Origin of the sequence: Caballeronia mineralivorans PML1(12) (assembly GCF_001028175.1) — a bacterium.
GTDB lineage: Bacteria > Pseudomonadota > Gammaproteobacteria > Burkholderiales > Burkholderiaceae > Caballeronia > Caballeronia mineralivorans.
In genome coordinates, this window is the sequence record NZ_AEJF01000181.1 from 13,361 (window position 1) to 31,733 (window position 18,373).

The window sequence follows — 18,373 nt, forward strand, 5'->3', positions numbered from 1 at the left end:
TCTACTTCGGACGCCGCGTTCTAGCCGCTTCCAGATCCTCACACAATGCCGCTGCTCCCAACGCCAGACGTGGAGTCGGCCGGTTGATCAGGTCACCATCGATACCGAACAGGTTGCCGCGCGCGACGGCTTTCATCGAAGGCCATTTGCGCCACGTGTCCAGCGAGGGCAACGCGTGCTCCGAACTCGTCGCGCCGGGTGTTGCGGTGACGATCGCTTCGGGGTCGGCCGCGAGCACGGCTTCCGTCGAGATGGTCGGCACGAGCGGTTTCAAGTCGGCAAACACGTTGCGTCCGCTGCACAACTCGATCACTTCGCTAACAATGTGCGTACCGTTGAGCGTCATCAGCGGATCGTCCCAGACTTGATAAAACACGCTCACCGGCGGCTGGTTTGCATAACGCACCCGCAGGTTCGTGATGTCATGACGGAACGCGTTCGACGCTTTATTCGCCTCGGTCGATGTCCCGAGCAGGATGCCGAGCTTGTCGATGGTGACGGGAATATCGTCCAGCCGATGCGGCTCGCTGAAAAACAGCGGCACGTGCAGCTCGCGCAGCCGGTCGATTTGCCGCAGCGCATTGCCATGCCGCCACACGACGATCAGGTCGGGCTTCATCGCGACGATGCGCTCCAGGTCGAGCGATTTGTTGTCCCCAACGTGCGGTATCGATGTGGCCTGCGGCGGGTAGTCGCTATAGCTGACCGCGCCGACGATGCGCGCACCGCCGCCCGCGGCGAACAGGAGTTCGGTGACGTGCGGCGCGAGGCTCACGATGCGTTGTGCGGGTGCCGCGAGGGTCACGGTGGCGCCGGTGTCGTCGGTGACGGTGAGGGCTTCGGCTCGAGCTTGCGTCGATGAAAAAATCGCAACGATGAAAGTCAGCGCGAGGAAGTGACGGAAGAGCATAAGGAGTGTTAGTCCAGGTGTGTCGAGTAGGGCGAGCAATGTATGAGAAGCGAGTTTTGTGATCCGTCAGCGGATCGCCCTCACAGCCGCGTCGAACACTTGCGCGAACCTCGCCCACTCCGCCTCCGATCCCGTCAAACCGATCCGCAAACTCGGCACCACGCCATGCCCGAACAGCCGGGTCCAGATTCCGCGGGTCGCCAAAGCGTGCTGCAACGCTGCTGCGTGTTGAGTCTCGAACCATACGAACAAGGGTGTTGAACGGGGATCGAAACCTCGGTTGCGGATCAACGTCGCCAGCCTTGCGCTATCCCGAGCGAGCGTGGCACGTGTTTCGGCTTGCCACGAAGAATCGCTCAAAGCCGCCTGCACCGCATGGCGTGCCGGGCCGCTTACGGTCCATGCGCCGAGCGTCTCGCGCAAAGCATCGCGCAACGGTTCCGCTGCGAGCACAAACCCTGCGCGAATCCCCGCGAGGCCATAGAACTTGCCGACTGAGCGCAGCACGACCAAACCTTCGCGTCCGCTCTCCGATGCCAGTGAGCGGTGTTCGTCGCCGTAGGCATCGGCGAAAGCTTCGTCGATGATCAGCGTTCCATCGCGTGCTGCCAGTTGCTCATGCCAGTCGAGCAGAACATTGTGGTCGATGCGTTCAGTCGTAGGATTGTTAGGATTCGCAACGATCACATGATCGACGCCATCCTCCAAAGCAGTCGATGCAACATCAAGTGCAACGATCCGGTGCCCGGCGCGCTCAAATGCCGGCGCGTATTCGCCATACGTCAATGGCGCAACCGCCGCAACACCGCGCTTTAACAAACCCGGCAGCGCGCGAATCGCAGCCTGACTGCCAGCAACCGGCAGCGCCCCCGGCGCTCCATAGTGACGCGCTGCAAGCTCTGCCAACTCATCGGCGTCTTCGGGCAAACGGCGCCACGCGTCCACGGGTACAGGCGGCACTGGATACGCACGCGGATTGATCCCCGTCGATAAATCCAGCCAGTCGCCCAGCGCGATCCCGTATCGACGCGCGGCTTCGCGCAAATTTCCTCCATGCCGGATGGGTTCAGCCATGAAACCCCACGCCCGTGAAAGCCAGTACCAGCAGGATCGCGAGCCAGAGCAGCGTTGTGCGTTCGACGAGCCGCAACGCGGCCACTACATGACGCGGCGAGGCTGTCATGCCAAAACCGAGCACCGGCCGTGTTTCCAGCGTGCCGTGATAAATCGCCGCGCCGCCAAGCAGCACGTTCAGGCTTCCCGCACCCGCGGCCATTACCGGTCCCGCGTTCGGGCTGTCCCACAGCGGCGCCTGCGTGCGCCAGCAGCGCCACGCCGTGCGGGTGTCTCCGAGCAGGGCGTAACTCGCCGCCGTGAGCCGCGCGGGCACGAAGTTGAGGACATCGTCGAAACGGGCGGCTGCCCAGCCGAAACGCAAGTAACGCGGCGTCCGGTAACCCCACATCGCGTCGAGCGTGTTGGCGAGGCGGAACATCAGCGCGCCCGGCCCGCCCGCAATCACGAACCAGAACAGCGCACCGAAGATTGCGTCGTTGCCGTTTTCCAGCGCGGATTCCACGGCGGCACGGGACAGCGCGGCTTCATCGGCGTTAGCGGTCTCACGCGATACGATCCGCGCCGTCAGCTTGCGCGCCGCCGCGAGGTCGCCGAGTCCGAGTGCGCGGGCGATCGGCGCGATGTGATCGCGCAGGCTTTTGGCTCCAAGCGAGAACCACAGCAGCGCCACATGCACGGCGCAGGCGGCGGCGAACGGCAGCACGCTGATGAGTATCCAGCTCACCGCAACCGGCGGCACGACGGCCAGCAGCCACGCGAGAATGCCCGCCGGCCGCGCCCGGAACCCCGTATTCATCCTCGCTTCGATGCGCGTGGCAAGCCGGCCGAACGCCACCAGCGGATGCCGCGTCGCGGGTTCGCCGAAAATCAGGTCGATCACGACGCCTGCAATGGCGAGCATCGCCGTGACGTAGAAGGAGAGCAGCAGCATGTCAGCCTTTGAGTGCGAGCGGCAGGCCGGCGACCATCATGGTCACATGCGTGCTTGCGGCGGCGACACGCTGATTGAGCCGGCCGAGTTCATCGACGTAAAGGCGCGTGACCGATCCCATGGGCACGACGCCGAGTCCAATCTCGTTGCTCACGATGATTATTTTTCCCCGTACCTCGGCGAGCGCGGCGTCAAAGGCGCTGAAAGCTTGCAGCGGCGGGCCGTCGGGCGTGCTGCCATCGGCGGGGAAGAGCAGGTTGGCAAGCCACAGCGTCAGACAGTCGATCAGCACGACGTGACCCTCGCGATCCAGTTCACGCAGCACGCCGCCCAGATCGAGCGGCGCCTCGACGAGTGCCCAATGCGCCGGTCGCCGCTCACGATGCTGCTCCACGCGCGCAGCGAACTCGCTGTCACCAATGCGGGCGGTAGCCACGTAAGTAACGGGCCGACCGCTGTTAGCGGCAAGCCGTTCGGCATGCGCGCTCTTGCCCGAGCGCGCGCCGCCGAGAATGAAGGTGAGGTCGGGGGAAGTCATCGCAATATTGTACCGGCGGGCGCTACCATAGCGGCTTCCCGAGAACCGATGAGCATCGAAACACCCATGCAATTTGCACCGCGCGGCACGCTGATGATCCAGGGCACGACCTCCGATGCCGGCAAGAGCACGCTGGTGGCAGGCCTATGCCGGCTCGCGCGGCGCGGCGGCATGCGAGTCGCGCCGTTCAAGCCGCAGAACATGGCGTTGAACAGCGCGGTCACGGTGGATGGCGGCGAGATCGGCCGCGCTCAGGCGCTGCAGGCGATCGCGGCGGGCGTGGACGCTGAAATCGACTTCAATCCCGTGCTGCTCAAGCCGACGAGCGATCGCGGCGCGCAGGTGATCATCCACGGTCACGCGCACGCCAATCTCGACGCCCGCGCGTATCACGCGTTCAAGACTGTCGCCTTCGATGCCGTTCTCGCCTCGTACGCCCGGCTTCAGCAGCGTTTTGACGCGATCATTGTGGAAGGGGCGGGAAGTCCGGCCGAAGTGAACCTGCGAGATCGCGATATCGCCAACATGGGGTTCGCCGAGCGCGTGGATTGCCCGGTCGTGCTGGTGGCGGATATCGATCGCGGCGGGGTGTTCGCGCATTTGCTGGGGACGCTCGCGTGTTTATCCGAGACAGAACGGGCGCGGATTCGCGGCTTCGTCATCAACCGTTTTAGAGGCGATATCAGCTTGTTGCAGCCCGGTCTCGACTGGCTCGAGGCACGGACTGGCAAGCCGGTGCTTGGCGTGGTGCCTTATCTTCATGGTCTGACGCTCGACGCCGAGGATATGTTGCCGAGCCAGTTGCACACGCGCGGCGACAGCGCTGAGGTATTAAAAGTAATCGTGCCGGCGTTGCCGCGGATCAGCAATCACACGGATTTCGATGCGTTGCGCGCACACCCCCAGGTCGATTTCTCGTACGTGCGCGCCGGGACAGCACCGCCGCCAGCCGATCTGATCGTGTTGCCGGGGTCAAAAAGCGTGCAGCGTGACCTCGCATGGCTGCGTGAAAACGGCTGGGATCGCGCGATTGACCGGCATCTCCGATATGGCGGCAAGGTCTTGGGAATTTGCGGCGGCATGCAGATGCTGGGTCGCACGGTTGATGATCCGGAGGGATTCGAAGGGCCGGCCGGCTGCGTGCGCGGCCTCGGGCTGCTGGATCTCGATACCACGCTGACCGCGGACAAATTGCTCGACAACGTGACCGGACGGCTGACTTTAAGCGGCGGCCCAGCGCCCGTGCGCGGTTACGAGATCCACATGGGCCGCACGACGGGCGCGGCGCTCACCCGGCCCGCCGTGATGCTCGACGGCGAGCGTCCGGACGGCGCGATTTCCGCCGATAACCAGATCGCCGCGACCTATCTGCACGGCATCTTCGACACGCCCGAAGCCTGCGCGGCGCTGCTCGGATGGGCGGGTTTGCGCGAGGCCGTTGCGCTGGATTACCCGGCGCTGCGGGAGGCGTCGCTGGATCGTCTTGCCGATACGCTCGCGCAATCGCTGGATCTGGACGCACTGGGCGCGATGTTTGCCTGAAAACCGGCGAAGTCGAAATTCGGTACGCGGCGCACGGGGAAGTACCGCACCCGGCTGATATTCGCCTCGGACAGACGGTTTTTGCCAGTTGCCTGAGCGCCCGCTTATCCGTCCATTCAATACAAGATCATCTGCGTGCATCGAAACAACGCGATGGTTTTACCCTCGCCGTTCGTCACGATCGCGTCCCAAACATGCGTGCTGCGCCCCAGATGCACGGCTGTCGCCTTCGCCGTGATGACACCCTCGCGCGCCGTGCCCACGTGGTTGCTCTTCAGTTCGACGGTCGTAAAATTCTTCGCACCTTCGGGCAAATGGGCGATGCAGGCGTAGCCGCAGCAGGTATCGGCGAGGCCGATCACGGTCGCCGCGTGCAGGAAGCCGTTCGGTGCCAGGAGTTCGGGCCGCACGGTCAGCTTGCCAGTGAGCGTACCGCTTTCCAGCGTTACCAGTTCTACACCGAGCAGGTCCGGCAGACGGCCGCGCTGGCGTTCGCGCAGAAAGTCGAGAGTGATGTCGGGGCGCAGTGTTGCCATGTTGCGGAGTCCTTGGGTGTTTAAGCTGCGTGGTTGACGCGCATGGATTGAAATAGGCAAATCCGATAGTATCAACGCCTCGAACTTTTCACTTATTGCAGCGCTTACAGCACGGTCAGGTGGCCGGGCGTGGGGCGCGGCCGAGAACGCGTGGATTGAATCTATGACGGTGATCGTGGTGGCGAATCCGAAGGGCGGCGTGGGCAAGAGCACGCTGTCCACGAATCTGGCTGGCTATTTTGCGGCGAACGGCGAATGGGTCGCGCTCGCGGATCTCGATAAACAGCAGTCTTCGCACGGCTGGCTGGAGTTGCGGCCAGACACGCTGCCGAAGATCGAGGAATGGAAAACGAACGTCGATGCACCGACCAAGCCGCCGAAAGGGCTCGAAAAGGCGGTCGTCGATACCCCTGCGGGCATTCACGGCACGCGCCTCGCGCTTGCGCTGGAGCTGGCGGACAAGGTGATCGTGCCGCTCCAGCCGTCCATGTTCGACATTCTCGCCACCCAGGAATTTCTCATTCGGCTGCAGAAGGAGAAGGCGATCCGCAAGGGCACCATCGAGGTGGGCGTGGTCGGAATGCGGGTGGATGCGCGCACGAAATCGGCGGATCAGCTGCATCGATTCGTTGAGGGGCTTGACCTGCCGGTGCTCGGTTATATCCGCGATACGCAGAACTACGTGCAGGCCGCCGCGCACGGGCTGACGATCTGGGACGTGGCCAAAAGCCGGGTGGAAAAGGACATCGAGCAGTGGCAACCCATTATCGAATGGGTGTCGAAGAAGTAGGTGTTTGGACAGAAAAACGCCGGTTGGCTTCGAAAGCCAACCGGCGTTTTTTGCGTCTTTTTCGCGCTAGGGAGGACCCGATTCAGGTCCAGTTCTGCGTCGGCACGTGATCGCGGTTTCCCTTGATGCGGTTCTTTTCATCAACGAACACGAGGTCCGGCTTCCAGCCCGCCTTCAGTTCTGCCTCATCGACCAGCGCGAACGCCGCGATGATCACCAGATCGCCCAGTTGCGCCCGGCGAGCCGCCGAGCCATTCAGCGAAATCATGCCGCTGCCGCGCTCGCCCTTGATGGCGTAGGTCGTCAGGCGCTCGCCGTTGTTCACGTTCCAGATATCGATCTGCTCGTTTTCTACCAGATTCGCGGCTTCCAGCAAATCCTCGTCGATGGCGCACGAGCCTTCGTAATGCAATTCGCAATGCGTGACCGTGGCGCGGTGAATCTTCGATTTCAAAAGCGTTCGCTGCATGCGTTTCTCGCTCAAATTTCCAGGTTGTCGATCAAGCGCGTACTGCCAAGCTTGGCGGCGGCCAGCACCACGAGCGGGGCGGCGGTGTCGGCTGGGCCGGGCGGCAGCAGATCCACGCGCTTTCTCACCGCGACGTAATCCGGCTGCCAGCCGCGCTGTGCGAGCGATTCCACGGCTTCTTTTTCTATCGATGCAAAATCGCGATTGCCTGCTAGCACCGCGTCGCGTACGCGATTCAGGGTTTTCGCCAGCACCGGCGCCTCGGCGCGCTCGGCCGCTTGCAAAAAGCGATTGCGCGAGCTGAGCGCCAGACCGTCGGCGTCGCGCACGGTTTCAGCGGCGATGATTTCCGTCGGCAGCGCGAACTGATGGCACATCTGCCGCACGATCATCAGTTGTTGATAATCCTTCTTCCCGAAGACAGCCACGCGCGGCTGCACGCACGACATCAGCTTCATCACGACCGTGCACACGCCCTGAAAGAAACCCGGCCGGAATTCGCCTTCCAGGATGTCGCCCAGATTCGTCGGCGGATGCACCCGGTATTGCTGCGGCTCGGGATACAGATCGGCTTCGGTAGGCGCGAACAGCACATACACGTTCTCGGCCTGGAGCTTTTCGATATCGTCTTGCAGCGTGCGCGGGTATTTGTCGAAATCTTCGTTAGGTCCGAATTGCAGCCGGTTCACGAAAATACTGGCGACTACCGGATCGCCATGCTGGCGCGCCAGCCGCATCAGCGACAAGTGGCCTTCGTGCAGATTACCCATGGTCGGGACAAAGGCGGTTCGGTTCTGACCGCGCAATTGGTCGCGCAGTTCATGGATCGAGCTGATGACTTTCATCTAGCGGGTGTCTCCTGGCGGGCAGTTTTGAAAACACTGCTCCAAGGGGAAAGAAAAGGGGAAGGGCGCCGCGCCACATGGGCGCCACTTACACGCTTAGGCCGGCGAATACGCGAGTCTCACGTAGATTGGCGCATACGGCTCGGCCTGGGTGATTTCAATCAGCGCTTCACGCGACAGTTCGAGCATCGCGATGAAATTCACCACCACGACCGGCACGCCGCGCGATGGGTCGAAGAGATCGCCGAATTCCATGAAGCGGTTGTTCTGCAGGCGCCGCAGGATCACGCTCATGTGTTCCCGCACCGACAATTCCTCGCGCGAGATCTTGTGATGCTCGACCAGCCGCGCGCGCTTGATGACGTCGGCCCAGGCGGCGCGCAGGTCGTTCACGTCGACGTCGGGGAAACGTTGCGCCGAGCTTTGCTCGACATACACCTCCGCCCGCAGGAAGTCGCGGCCGAGTTGCGGAATGTGATCCAAGCGCTGCGCTGCGAGCTTCATCTGCTCGTATTCCAGCAAGCGCCGCACGAGCTCGGCGCGCGGATCCTCGGCTTCTTCGCCGGTATCCGCCTTTTTCACCGGCAGCAGCATGCGCGACTTGATCTCGATCAGCATGGCCGCCATCAACAGGTATTCCGCCGCAAGTTCCAGGTTGGATTCGCGAATCTGGTCGACGTAGCCCAGGTACTGGCGCGTGACGTCGGCCATCGGAATGTCGAGGACGTTGAAATTCTGCTTGCGGATCAGGTACAGCAGCAAGTCGAGCGGGCCTTCGAACGCCTCGAGAAAGATCTCGAGGGCGTCCGGCGGGATATACAGGTCCGTCGGCAGCTTCCAGAGCGGCTCGCCGTACAGGTGCGCGAACGCTACGCCGTCAATGGTGTTCGGCGTGGAGTCGGTCGCGGGCGCGGCAAGCGCTGCGGCGCGATCATCCTTGCCCGAGTGTCCTGAGTGTCCCGAACGCTCCGGAGCTTGCGGCGCCTCGCGGGCGGCACTCACGTTCAGAAGTTCTGGTAATAGACGTAGGGCGTTTGTTCGACCCGCGATGTCTTGATTTCCGAGCTCTCGTCGAGGTCGATAGGCTGCTTGTCCCACAGCAGCGCACGGCCCTTGCGCTGTTCTGCTTCGAGCGACGGTTTCTGCTCTTTCATCTGATTGATGAACTGGGTGATGTCCGACAGGTACATGATTCGACTTCCGTTGGCTCAGAGCGATTCGAAAACAGGCGCGGCGGGGGATCGAGTGAGCCGCCGCCGTGATTCATCGCAATTTTACCGCAAGCATCAGGCAGCGGAGCGGTTAACCCGCCGGAAGGTCGCCGCGAAAGCGCAGACATCGTCCATTCAGTCTCTCGGAGCGGCTGAAAAGCGCGCCTGAAAAGCGCGCCTGGAAAGCGGCAAGGTAAAACTCTGTCAATTATTGAATCATGCACGGAACAAGCACCGCGGAGAGCCGTCCAAGGCGCACCTCTGGCATTTTCGCAGCGTGTTTGCCGAAGCGCGGCGACGGTCCTTTCGAACGTTGTCCAATCGGCTAACCCGGCGGTTTTTGGGACAGCCGGCCGCTCCAGTGTGGTGAAATAGCGCCTGCTGGATCGACGCTCGGCGTTTACCCGACACCGCGCAGCGTCTATCGCGCACACCCAAGCAATCCCACTCAATTCAACCCCGGAGGTCACGTTTGGCGGGGCGCCTGTTTGATCCGCTGCGCTTCAAGCGCGGGCAAGCCGATGCTCGGCGGCTGGAGCCGTCGGCCATCGCGTCGTCGAAAGCGCCTTCCCGTGCGTGGTCAATCGTGCGCCGTGTCGTCTGGTCGCTCCATGCGCTGGCGCTCTTTGCCGTCGCCCAGCCGGCGCACGCGAAATACGACGTGGATATCGATGCGCCGCGCAGCGTCCGGTCGCTGCTCAAGGACCACCTCGATTTGTCGCGTTTCAAGAAACGTGACGATATCAGCGACGAACAATTCGACTTCCTGGTCACCGCCACGCCGCAGGAAGTCCGCGATCTCGTCGCGACCGACGGTTATTTCACGCCGGTCGTGCGCACTGACGTGAAACATGACGGCGATAAAAAATCCGTCACCATCAGCGTCGATCCGGGTCCACAGACCAAGGTCGCTTCCGTTTCGCTAACCTTCAAGGGCGCGATCACGACGGAAGACCCCGCGCAGGAAAATACCGCGCGTTTCGCGTTTTCGGTCAGGGAGGGCGACCCGTTCTCGCAAAGCGCCTGGAACGACGCGAAGAACGCCGCGCTCAAGGCCTTGCAGTCGCGCCGTTATCTCGGCGCGAAAATCTCGCAATCGAAGGCGCGCGTGAATCCGCGCACGCACATCGCGGATTTGTCGGTGACCTTCGATAGCGGCCCGACCTTCACGTTCGGCAAGCTCGACATCAGCGGCGTGCGGCGTTATCCCGAACAGATCATTCGCAACGTCGAGCGGATCCATCCCGGCGATATCTACGATGTCGCGCGCGTGAACGAATTGCAGCGCCAGTTGCAGAACACGCCCTACTACGCGTCGGTCGCCATTGACGCAGACAACGACGTGACCAAGCCGGACGAAACGCCGATACACCTGAAAGTCAGCGAGTATCCATATAACAGCGTGCGTTACGGCGTGGGTTACGCGACGGATACGGGTCCGCACATCCAGGGCGCGTACAGCTATCTCGATACCTTCGGCAGGGCTTATCCATTCACCATATCCGGCCGCCTGGACCAGACCCAGCAATACGGTCAGGTGCAACTCGCGATGCCGCCGGATGGCCGCACCTGGGTGAACAGCGTGCTTGCCTCATACACGAATACGAACGTGTCCGACACGCGCATCTACAGCGCGCGTGCCGGCGTGCAGCGCTCGCGCTCGCTGCAGAACATCGACACCACGTTCTCGCTGCTGTTCTATGCCGACCGGCTGACGCAGAACTCCGGGCCCCCGACCACCAGCCGTGCGCTCGTGCCGTCGTGGCAATGGGTGCGCCGCAATGTCGACGATCCGCTGTTTCCGCGCTCGGGCAACCTGATTCGCGCGGAAGCCGACGTCGCGGTGAAGGGGCTCCTCGCCGATCAAACCTTCGGCCGCGTTTATACGAACCTGCTGCAATACGTCCCGCTGGGCAAGCGCGACCTGTTCGTGTTTCGCGCGGAATTCGGCGGTGTGTTTACGGCGGGCAGCTCGAGCGGGGTTCCCGCGTCGCTGCTGTTCCGGGCGGGCGGTGCGAATTCCGTGCGCGGTTATGGTTATCAGAGCATTGGTAATAACGTCGATGGCTCGGTATTGCCGACCAAGTACCTGATGACCGGAAGCTCGGAATATCAGCACTGGTTTTCACACGACTGGGGTGGGGCGGTGTTCTTCGATATCGGCACAGCCACCGATACCTGGAAAGAGCGCGTGTTCGAGCCCGGCGCGGGCATGGGTGTGCGCTGGCGCAGTCCGGTCGGGCCGGTGAACGTGGATATTGCGTATGGCTTCAAGAACCGGGACATCCGCCCGTATCTGACGCTCGGGATCGCCTTCTGATGAATTTGCCTAGATTATCTCTTCACGCATGACGGTCCAGAACGGCCAATCGCCCGCAGATCAACCGGATCCCCCCGAGAGCCGGGGGAGCGGCGCGGCTGAAAACGGAACGCCCCCTGCCAAGCCACGGCGCGGCGGCGGGCGGCGTCTCGCCAAATGGTTGGGCGGCATCGTTCTTGTGCTCCTGCTGTGCGTAGCTCTCGGCGTTGCGATGATCCTGTACGCCCTGAACAGCGAGCGCGGGACGCGTTACGTCTGGCAGGCGGCGACGTCGCTGCTCGGCGGCCAACTGAGCGGCACGCTCGACGGCGGCGCGATCGCGACCGGCTTGCGACTGCGCAACGTGCACTGGAAAAGCCTCGACGGCAAGGGAACGGATATTGCCGTAGACAGCGTTTCCGGCCGATGGGAACTCGCGCGCGCGCCGTTGCGGTTCAGCATCGATTATTTGCACGTCGGCACGGTCGATGCACGCATTGCGCCCTCGCCGAAAGACACCAGCCCGGTCCAGTTGCCGACGGATTTGCGCTTGCCGATCCAGCTTGCCATCAGCGACATCACGCTCGACACACTGCGTCTCCATCAAGGCGCGACGACCACCGAGTTCTCGCGGCTCGTGCTGGAAGGACACAGCGACGGCCGTCATCACGAAGCGACTGTGCAGCGCCTCGATACACCGTTCGGCGCGATCACGGCCGCGTTGAAACTGGACGGCGGCGCGCGCCCGTTCCCGCTCACGGGCGATGCTGGCTATTCGGGGCAGCTCAGCGGGGAGACCGTGCAGGTCGCCGCGCATCTGACGGGTTCGCTGGAAAACCTGACCGCCGATATTGACGCCAGCGGCTTGAAGCTCAAGGGCCAGGCGCATGTTGAGGCGGCGCCGTTTGGCGACGTGCCGCTCAAGCGCGCGCTTGTCACCGTCGATCACGTCAATCCGCAGGCGTTCAGCTCGAGCGCGCCGTTCGCGGATCTCGCGGTGCGGGCCGAACTGGAGCCCGATCCGGCGACGCCGAACGCGCTGGTGGTGACGGGGCCCGTGTCGATCGTGAACGCAAAGCCGGGTTCGGTCGACAAGCAGTTGCTGCCTTTAATCGATGCCCACGCGAACGTGAAGCTCGATGCATCGGCGCAAACCATCTCGGATCTGAACGTGCGCCTGCTGAAGGAAGCAACCGTCACGGGCGGCGGAACGCTCAAGGGCGGCGCGGGACAGTTCGACCTGAAGGTCGCGAAACTCGATCTGAACGCGATCGAATCGAGCATCCGGCCAACGCAGTTCGCCGGGCCGATCGGCATTCATCTCGCCGGTGATGCTGGCGACAAGCAGACCATTACGCTAGATCTCAACGACCCGAAAACGGCGTTGCGCGTGCAGGGCAAGGTCACGCTGGACGCTAAGCAAACCGCATTCGATGGCGTGAAACTGAGCGCGGGGAAGGGCCGTATCGAGTTGAGTGGCGCGCTTCAAAAGGACACGCATTCGAGCTACGACCTGAAGGCGAAGTTCATCGATTTCAATCCGTTGCTGCTGACCGAACAACTGGTCGCAAAGCCGCCACAGGCGAAGGGATCCAAAGCGAAGCCGGTCGCGTCCCCCTCCCGCACGATCGATGCACGCGTGAACGGCACGCTTTCCGCGAGCGGCGTACTCGCGCCAACGCTTACGACCAAGGCGCAGTTCAAGCTCGCCGACAGTGTCTACGACAACCTGCCGCTCACCGGCGCAGGCACGATCCAGGTTGCGGGAACGCGCATCTTGCCGAGCACGGCGACGCTTTCGATTGCGGGCAACGACGTCGATCTCAACGGCAGCTTCGGCGCGCCGGGTGACCGCTTGCGTTTTCGTATCAATGCACCGCAGCTCGAGCGGCTTGGTTTCGGCCTGGCGGGTCTCATAAAAGCCGACGGCGATGTCACTGGTTCGTTCGCGCATCCGAACCTGGCGGCGAACTACCAGGCCGACAGCGTGGTGTTCGGCGCGAACCGCGTCGGCTATGCAGAGGGCCGGGCGGAAGCTCGCGACGGCGCGAACGGCGCGCTCGTTTTCACGCTGCAAGCCCGCGATGTCAGCGCGGACGGCGTCGATCTCGCGAGCCTCGACGCGAACCTCAACGGCACGCGCGCTAACCATACGCTTAACGCTACCGCCGTCGGCAAGGTGCGCGGCAACGCGGTCAACCTGACGCTGGCCGCGAACGGCCGCCTGACCGATGCCCGCGACGGTGCGCATTGGGACGGCACGGTGACGCGCTTGTCGAATAAGGGCACGCCGAGCGTGAATCTCGACGCGCCGCTTACCGTGAGTTACGCGCCGAATCATGTGGCGCTGGGTGCGACGCGCCTGTCGGCGGAAGGCGCCGCGCTCGACCTGAAATCGTTCGCGTTCGATAGCGGGCGCATCAGTTCGGCCGGCCAGCTGACGAATCTGTCGGTAGCGCGACTGCTCGAAATCCGCCAGGAACTGGAAGGCGGTCCGCCGCCCGTCAAGACCGATCTTGTCTTCGATGGCGACTGGAATTTCGCGCTCGGTTCCGCTGCGACGGGCTACGTGCAACTGAAGCGGCGTTCGGGCGACGTTTCCATCGACGCCGCCCGCGGCGTCGCGGCGCTCGGCATTACGGACATTGCCGCGCGCGCCGACTTCACTGGCGGCAACCGGCTCAACGCGACGCTGCATGCGCAAGCAACGCGGATCGGCGTGATCGATGCCAACGTCCATACCACGCTCGTGGCGCGCGACGGCGTGCTCACCGTCGCGGACGAAGCGCCGCTGAGCGGGGGCATCGACGCGAACGTTCCAACGCTGCGCACGACCGGCGGTCTGTTCGGCCCTGCTTATCTGCTCGATGGCCATCTCGGGTTGAAGCTGACCATCGCGGGGATCGTTGCGAAACCGACGCTATCCGGCATGCTCACGGGCGACGCGCTGTCGGTCACGGCCATCGACCAGGGTGTGCAGTTGAAGGACGGCGTGATCCGGATTGCGCTGTCGGAGAATCTTGTCGATCTGCAGCAGGTCGAGTTTCACGGCGCGAGCGGCACGTTGCGCGCGACCGGCAAGGTGCGGCTGGATCAGCAGCAGCCGGATCTGACGGCGAGCATCATTGCCGACAAGCTCGAACTGTTTGCATCGCCGGATCGGCAGTTGCAGTTGTCGGGTAGCGCGTCAGTGGCGAACGCCGGTTTACAGGGTGGCATGGCGATAGAGGGCAAGTTCACCGTCGATCACGCGCTGTTTGATCTGCCCGAGCAATCGGCGCCGTCACTCGGTGACGACGTCGTGATCGTGCGTCCCGACGGCACGGTGAAGGGCGAGGATCAGAAGGTTGTCGCGACCGGCGACAAGCCCGTGGGCGCGTTCGCGCCGCGGGCGAATATCGATATCAATCTCGGCCAGAAATTCCGTCTCCGCGGCGCGGGCGCGGATCTTGGCCTGGCCGGCACGATCACCGCGATGAGCGCGCCGAACATGCCGTTGCGGGCAATCGGCAACGTGCGTGTGACGCCGGGTTCCACGTACACGGCGTTTGGGCGGAAGCTCGGAATCGAGAACGGCTTTTTCACGTTCAACGGACCGGTCGCGAATCCCGGCATCAACATTCTTGCGATGCGGCGCAATCAGGAAGTCGAAGCCGGCGTGCAGGTGACGGGCACGGTGCAGTCGCCGAATGCGAAACTGATTTCCGAGCCGAACGTGCCAGATAACGAAAAGTTGTCGTGGCTGCTGTTCGGGCATGGTACCGATCAGGGCAACAACATTGGTCAACAGAGCGCGATGACCAATGCGCTGGCGTTGCTGGGCAGTTCGCAGGGCAAGCGGATCGCGCAGACGTTCGGGCTGGATGAGTTTTCTATCGGGACGAGCGAGGTCGGGCTGACCGATCCGCAAGTCGTGATGATCTCGAAGGCGATCAATGAACGCCTCGTGCTTGGGTATGAGCAGGGTTTGCAGTCGGCGAGCAACGCGATCAAAGCGACGCTTAATTTTTCGCGCTTCTGGTCGGTGGCGGCGTATGGCGGCACGTTCCAGGGCATCGATCTGCTTTATACGCGGCGCTTCGATTCATGGTCGCGAAGGAATGGGCCGTCGGAGGGGAAGTAGCGTGTTGTGCGCATGAAATGCAACAAGGGCCGTTTCAACAGGAGTTGAAACGGCCCTTTCTTCTTGCTGTTGAACGCGCCCGAAAACCTTACTTCACGCGCATTCCCGGCTTCGCACCGCTATGCGGTTCGAGAATATACAAGCCCGGTTCGGCTTTTTCATCCTCGGAGGAAGCGGCCAGCACCATGCCTTCCGACAGCCCGAACTTCATCTTGCGCGGAGCGAGATTCGCGACCATCACCGTGAATTTTCCGATCAGGTCCTGTGGCTGATACGCCGACTTGATCCCGGAGAACACGTTGCGGGTTTTTTCCTCACCGACATCCAACGTCAGTTGCAGCAGCTTGTCCGATCCTTCGACCGCCGTGCAGTTCACAATCTTCGCGATTCGCAGATCGATCTTGGCGAAGTCATCGATGGAAATCACGCCTTCGGCTTCCGGCTCTTTCGCCTTCGCGGCCTTCTTCGACGTGGAAGCAGAGGCCGCCGCAGCCGGTGCAGCAGTTTGCCCCGGCGCCACCGATTCGCGGTTCGCAGCGACCAGCGCTTCGATCTGCTTCGGATCGACGCGCGTCATCAAGTGCTTGTACGCATTGATCGGCTGCGAAGAACTGAGCGGCGCGGAAACATCCGCCCAGACCAGTGGCGCGATTCCCAGGAACCCTTCCACCGATTCCGCCAGCAACGGCAACACCGGCTTCAACGCGAGCGACAGCAGCCGGAACGCTTCCAGGCTCACGCTACACGTTTCATGCAGCGCGGCGGCGTTGGTTTCGTCCTTGGCCTGATCCCAGGGCTTCGCGGTATCGACGAAAGCGTTGACTGTATCGGCGAGATCCATGGTCGTGCGCAACGCCCGACCGTATTCGCGCGACTCGTACAGCGCCGCGATTTGCGCAATGGCCGCCCGCAATTGCAGCAGCAGCGGATGATTCATCGCGCTGTCCTGCACGCGGCCTTCGAAGCGCTTGATCAGGAAGCCCGCCGCCCGGCTCGCGATATTCACGTACTTGCCGACCAGATCGCTGTTCACGCGAGCCTGGAAATCTTCGAGATTCAGGTCGATGTCTTCCATCGTGTGGTTCAGCTTCGCGGCGTAGTAGTAGCGCAGCCACTCGGGGTTGATACCCGTATCGATCACGCTTTTCGCCGTGATGAAGGTGCCGCGCGACTTGGACATCTTCGCGCCGTCGACGGTGAGAAAGCCGTGCGCGAACACGTTCGTCGGCGTCCGATGGCCGGAAAACTCCAGCATCGCGGGCCAGAACAGCGTGTGGAAATACAGGATGTCCTTGCCGATAAAGTGATACTGCTCGGTCTTCGATCCGGGCCGGATCCATTCCTCGAAATCGAGGCCGCGCGCATCCGCCAGATTCTTGAAGCTCGCGTAGTAGCCGACCGGGGCGTCCACCCAAACGTAGAAATACTTGCCCGGCGCGCCGGGGATTTCGAAACCGAAGTAGGGCGAATCGCGCGAGATATCCCAGTCGGCGAGTTTGGCGTCGCCTTTGTCGCCGAGCCATTCGCGCATCTTGTTGGTGGCTTCGGGCTGGGCGAGTCCGCTGACCCAGCCGCGCAGGAAGTCTTCGCAGCGCGGATCGGAGAGGCGGAAGAAATAGTGCGTCGAGGTTTTGCGCACCGGCGTTGCGCCCGACACCACCGAATACGGGTTGATGAGATCGAGTGGCTGATACGTCGATCCGCAGACTTCGCAGTTGTCGCCGTATTGATCCTTCGCGCCGCATTTCGGGCATTCGCCCTTGATGAAGCGGTCGGGCAGGAACATTTCCTTGACCGGATCGTAGGCTTGTTCAATATCTCGCGCTTCGATCAGCCCGGCTGCTTTCAGCGAACCGTAGATGGATTCGCACAGCACGCGGTTTTCTTCGGCGTCGGTGGAATAGTAGTTGTCGAATGAAATGCCGAAGCTGTCGAAATCGCGCTTGTGTTCTTTCCCCACGCGCTCGATCAACTGCTTCGGCGTGATGCCTTCCTGCTCGGCGCGCAGCATGATGGGGGTGCCGTGGGTATCGTCGGCGCCGACGTAGTAGACCTCGTGACCGTGCATTCGCAGCGAGCGCACCCAGATATCGGTCTGGATGTATTCGACCATATGGCCGATATGAATCTGACCGTTCGCGTACGGGAGCGCGGACGTGACTAGAATTCGCCGATGGCCAGAGGTGGCTGGCGCCGCTGCGGGGACGGGTGTAGACGAGGTGGGTGCTGACATAAGGCGCTGGCCTGCGGTTGAAAAATTCAGTGATTGCGTGAAAAAGCGAATGACGATTCTAGCAGGGCAGGGGTTTCTCGTTCGCACTCGGGCTGGGAGGGGGTAAAGCGGTGGGGAGGGTGGTCGGGGTTGGCCGGGGCTTCCCCTTCCAAATTCCAGACGAAAAAAAACCGGGGCGATTAACGGCCCCGGAGCAACAACGACAAGAGGAGAATGGCACGTGGCGGCATAGCCAGCCACCTACCGTTAAGACAGACACTTACCGTGCGGCCAAGTTTCAAATATTTTTCGTGTTCGCGAATTTCTCGTGCGACGAATCGAATCTCCGGCGCCGGCGCAGCTGCCATTCTCCTTGTAAATCAAACGTTTTACTGAACCTGACCCGGCTGCGCGGTCGCGCGCAGATAGATTTCCACACGACGATTTTGCGCGCGCCCAGCTTCGGTGGTGTTGTCAGCAATAGGCTGCGTCTGGCCCATGCCTTGCGCCGACAGACGCTGACCCGCCACACCGTGGCCAGCCAGATACGATGCCACGCTTTGTGCACGATTTTGCGACAGCGTCTGGTTGTACGCCGGCTGGCCGGTGCTATCCGTATGACCCACCACTTGAGCGATCAACTCAGGATGCTGCGTCAGCGTTTGCGTGACCTGGTCGAGCACCGGTGCGAAACCAGGCTTGATGGCGTAGCTGTTGGTATCGAAGGAGATCGCGTTCGGGATGTTGACCTTCAGCGAACCGTCCGGCTGTTCCGTCACCTGCGTGCCCGTGCCCTTCGTTGCGCCGGTCAGCTTGCCCTTGATGGCCTGCCAGTTGTAGCCCGTGATACCGCCAGCCGCCGCACCCACGCCCGCGCCGATGGCCGCGCC

General features: G+C 62.5%; 15 protein-coding genes. 4 read left to right on the plus strand and 11 right to left on the minus strand.

Annotated elements, in window-relative coordinates:
- Position 1 precedes the first annotated feature (1 nt).
- The 4 genes from EOS_RS31115 to cobU all read right to left on the minus strand — a co-directional run bounded on the left by EOS_RS31115 (position 2) and on the right by cobU (position 3,456).
- Positions 2–910 carry a cobalamin-binding protein gene (locus tag EOS_RS31115; RefSeq protein ID WP_047896045.1) on the minus strand — a complete coding sequence of 303 codons (909 nt, stop codon included), beginning with the start codon at positions 908–910 and terminating at the stop codon, positions 2–4.
- A gap of 66 nt (positions 911–976) precedes the next feature.
- Complete coding sequence (gene cobD / locus EOS_RS31120; protein WP_047896046.1) at positions 977–1,984, minus strand: threonine-phosphate decarboxylase CobD; 1,008 nt, start codon at positions 1,982–1,984, stop codon at positions 977–979.
- Positions 1,977–2,918, minus strand: coding sequence for an adenosylcobinamide-phosphate synthase CbiB (gene cbiB / locus EOS_RS31125; protein WP_047896047.1), 942 nt, complete (start codon positions 2,916–2,918; stop codon positions 1,977–1,979). The genes cobD and cbiB overlap by 8 nt, the downstream gene beginning before the upstream one ends.
- 1 nt (position 2,919) lies before the next feature.
- A complete protein-coding gene (gene cobU, locus EOS_RS31130) occupies positions 2,920–3,456 on the minus strand; it encodes a bifunctional adenosylcobinamide kinase/adenosylcobinamide-phosphate guanylyltransferase (protein WP_047896048.1) in 537 nt (178 codons plus the stop codon).
- Positions 3,457–3,504: 48 nt separating this feature from the next.
- Here cobU and EOS_RS31135 point away from each other — a divergent pair, with 48 nt between their 5' ends.
- The gene (locus tag EOS_RS31135; RefSeq protein WP_047896049.1) at positions 3,505–4,998 is read left to right on the plus strand and encodes a cobyric acid synthase; all 1,494 of its coding nucleotides are present in this window, start codon (positions 3,505–3,507) and stop codon (positions 4,996–4,998) included.
- Positions 4,999–5,114: 116 nt separating this feature from the next.
- On the opposite strand, the gene EOS_RS31140 is transcribed toward EOS_RS31135, so the two are convergent.
- A complete protein-coding gene (locus EOS_RS31140) occupies positions 5,115–5,534 on the minus strand; it encodes a PaaI family thioesterase (protein WP_047896050.1) in 420 nt (139 codons plus the stop codon).
- Positions 5,535–5,697: 163 nt separating this feature from the next.
- On the opposite strand from EOS_RS31140, the gene EOS_RS31145 reads away from it, so the two are divergent.
- Complete coding sequence (locus EOS_RS31145) at positions 5,698–6,324, plus strand: ParA family protein (protein WP_047896051.1); 627 nt, start codon at positions 5,698–5,700, stop codon at positions 6,322–6,324.
- 82 nt (positions 6,325–6,406) lie between these two features.
- Here EOS_RS31145 and panD read toward each other — a convergent pair whose 3' ends face one another.
- The 4 genes from panD to EOS_RS31165 all read right to left on the minus strand — a co-directional run bounded on the left by panD (position 6,407) and on the right by EOS_RS31165 (position 8,831).
- Positions 6,407–6,793, minus strand: a complete 387-nt coding sequence (gene panD, locus EOS_RS31150) for an aspartate 1-decarboxylase (protein WP_047896052.1) — start codon at positions 6,791–6,793, stop codon at positions 6,407–6,409.
- A gap of 11 nt (positions 6,794–6,804) precedes the next feature.
- Entirely contained in the window at positions 6,805–7,638 is an 834-nt protein-coding gene (panC, locus tag EOS_RS31155; protein ID WP_047896053.1) for a pantoate--beta-alanine ligase, read from the minus strand.
- A gap of 96 nt (positions 7,639–7,734) precedes the next feature.
- A complete protein-coding gene (locus EOS_RS31160) occupies positions 7,735–8,640 on the minus strand; it encodes a segregation and condensation protein A (protein ID WP_047896054.1) in 906 nt (301 codons plus the stop codon).
- Positions 8,641–8,642: 2 nt separating this feature from the next.
- Positions 8,643–8,831 carry a DUF3460 family protein gene (locus tag EOS_RS31165; protein ID WP_200908722.1) on the minus strand — a complete coding sequence of 63 codons (189 nt, stop codon included), beginning with the start codon at positions 8,829–8,831 and terminating at the stop codon, positions 8,643–8,645.
- A gap of 604 nt (positions 8,832–9,435) precedes the next feature.
- Here EOS_RS31165 and EOS_RS31170 point away from each other — a divergent pair.
- Both EOS_RS31170 and EOS_RS31175 read left to right on the plus strand, forming a co-directional pair.
- Positions 9,436–11,169, plus strand: a complete 1,734-nt coding sequence (locus tag EOS_RS31170; protein ID WP_235443016.1) for an autotransporter assembly complex protein TamA — start codon at positions 9,436–9,438, stop codon at positions 11,167–11,169.
- A 28-nt stretch (positions 11,170–11,197) separates the two neighbouring features.
- Entirely contained in the window at positions 11,198–15,271 is a 4,074-nt protein-coding gene (locus EOS_RS31175) for a translocation/assembly module TamB domain-containing protein (RefSeq protein ID WP_047896056.1), read from the plus strand.
- Between the two features lie 88 nt (positions 15,272–15,359).
- Here the strand turns inward: EOS_RS31175 and metG are convergent, their stop codons facing one another.
- Positions 15,360–17,504 carry a methionine--tRNA ligase gene (gene metG, locus EOS_RS31180; RefSeq protein WP_047896057.1) on the minus strand — a complete coding sequence of 715 codons (2,145 nt, stop codon included), beginning with the start codon at positions 17,502–17,504 and terminating at the stop codon, positions 15,360–15,362.
- 368 nt (positions 17,505–17,872) lie between these two features.
- Positions 17,873–18,373: OmpA family protein (locus EOS_RS31185; protein WP_047896058.1), on the minus strand; the 501-nt coding region annotated here is incomplete at its 5' end.